The sequence below is a fragment of the Streptococcus sp. HMSC070B10 genome, assembly GCF_001808665.1.
Lineage (GTDB): Bacteria > Bacillota > Bacilli > Lactobacillales > Streptococcaceae > Streptococcus.
Genome location: NZ_KV794146.1, coordinates 1 through 1,548, shown reverse-complemented (window position 1 = coordinate 1,548; position 1,548 = coordinate 1). Strand labels below are relative to the sequence as shown.

General features: G+C 39.5%; 4 protein-coding genes. All 4 read right to left on the bottom strand.

Annotated features, from left to right (window positions below):
- Positions 1–528, bottom strand: a 528-nt coding sequence (bet, locus tag HMPREF2613_RS00705; protein ID WP_070478217.1) for a phage recombination protein Bet, incomplete at its 3' end; no start/stop codon positions are given.
- Positions 529–707: 179 nt separating this feature from the next.
- Positions 708–839: a hypothetical protein gene (locus HMPREF2613_RS11675; protein WP_261673954.1), complete on the bottom strand. Its 132-nt coding sequence runs from the start codon at positions 837–839 to the stop codon at positions 708–710.
- A gap of 11 nt (positions 840–850) precedes the next feature.
- A complete protein-coding gene (locus HMPREF2613_RS00695; protein ID WP_070478213.1) occupies positions 851–1,111 on the bottom strand; it encodes a hypothetical protein in 261 nt (86 codons plus the stop codon).
- A complete protein-coding gene (locus tag HMPREF2613_RS00690; RefSeq protein WP_070478211.1) occupies positions 1,111–1,362 on the bottom strand; it encodes a hypothetical protein in 252 nt (83 codons plus the stop codon). The genes HMPREF2613_RS00695 and HMPREF2613_RS00690 overlap by 1 nt, the downstream gene beginning before the upstream one ends.
- Positions 1,363–1,548: the final 186 nt, after the last annotated feature.

The following is a 1,548-nucleotide window of genomic DNA, read 5'->3' as shown; positions in this document are numbered from 1 at the left end:
AGCCTCTCTAAGAGCATTAACTAGGGCTGTTTTTCTAATCATAGTAGCTGGCATGCTGTTCCATGTGCTTTGTTTCTTGTTGTATTCTTCAAGAGATACCTGAATTTCAACAGGTACTTTGAAATTTTTGCGATAGACTCTAGCCCAACCGCCTACCAAAGTATCACCTGGTAGCATAAGAGCCCCTTTGCGTTCGTGCATAACGCCATCTTTATCTACAGCAACCACGCCAGCCTCAAATCCCTCATAGTTTTTACTCTGGGCTGCACGTTTCAAGAAAGCCTCTTTAGAGACAATCAAGCTGAACTCTGTCCCTCCATTGCGGTTTTTATAGGCTACAATGTAGACCTCGTTAGCTAAAGGGTTTAGGTTACGCCCTTTGATAAGTGACAAAGCTTGTCCCACCTGTTTCTCAGTAAGTAAATTCTGAGGATCAAAGTAACGTTTGATGTCTTCAAATGTCCAGTCAAGGGCATTGACAGAAATGTCACGTTTAGCCTGTTGTGTTGATAATTGATTATTAGTCATCTTCTTCTACCTCTGTTATGTTTTAAGTTCCAATTTTCACGCTTCAAGCGGTTGTTTTCTTTCATAAGTGAGACTATTTTGTCCTGTTGTTCGTTGATAATAGCGCCCAACTCATAACAAGTGTTTAACTGCCTCTTTCTCCAGTGGACATTGTCCTCATAGTGTTCTCTATTCATAGACTAACAATCTCCTACATAGATCCATTGACCAGCTCTGAAAATCCAATCAGCTGGGGCACGTTCTTCCCTGGGTTCAGGAGGCTGCAAGTAGTCACGATCATAGTCAAAGGTGCCAAATAGTCCTCTGTCCATTGATTGCCTCCTTAGTTATCCATGTCTTGGTAGACGTCAATTAGGCGTTGTTGCATTGCGACTGTTTCAGCGTACTGTCTGCGACTACGGCCAAGCTCCATATTTTCCTCAGAAAGTTCTTGTAGAAGGGCGTTTTGTTGTTTGATGATAGCTTTAAGCCGTTTGTTTTCAATTTGGAGGGTTCTGACATCAATTAGATTGCTGTTTGATTTTGATTGGCCGTCACCCCAAAGGTCATCTAGTCCAAAAAATTCTTTTAGTTTTGCTAACATTATTCATCCTCCTCATTTTCTGCCATATTTTTCTCAATAGCCTCTTTTGGACTCATGCCATTCAATACATCCTTGATAGTATGTGAGATGTCGTGGGTTACTTTCAATATCTTCCCTAAGTCACCAGGCAACTCCAAAAGTTTTACAGTTAGCAATCCTAACATAGATAATTTATGTAACTCCTCTTGCAGCTGTTCAATGCGTTCAATTTTTTCTTGCTGTGCTTTGATAATTTGGTCTTTGTCAATCATGATTTTTCTCCTGTGGATAACTCAGTTATCCCTTTCTTTTATTTAGATTAGTAGTAGTTTGTTGTAAAGTTAGTAGTTATTACTAAGTTAGTGCCGTTAGGCTTAGATTATTGTATAGTTAGTACTTGTTGTATAGTTAGTATTTATTAGAGGGCAATTTTACACATGGCAATTTTACACATGGCA

What these genes read in the sequence shown, in the direction of transcription:
- HMPREF2613_RS11675 (WP_261673954.1), bottom strand. Translation starts at nt 839, where the DNA reads ATGGACAGAGGACTATTTGGCACCTTTGACTATGATCGTGACTACTTG.
- HMPREF2613_RS00695 (WP_070478213.1), bottom strand. Translation starts at nt 1,111, where the DNA reads ATGTTAGCAAAACTAAAAGAATTTTTTGGACTAGATGACCTTTGGGGT.
- HMPREF2613_RS00690 (WP_070478211.1), bottom strand. Translation starts at nt 1,362, where the DNA reads ATGATTGACAAAGACCAAATTATCAAAGCACAGCAAGAAAAAATTGAA.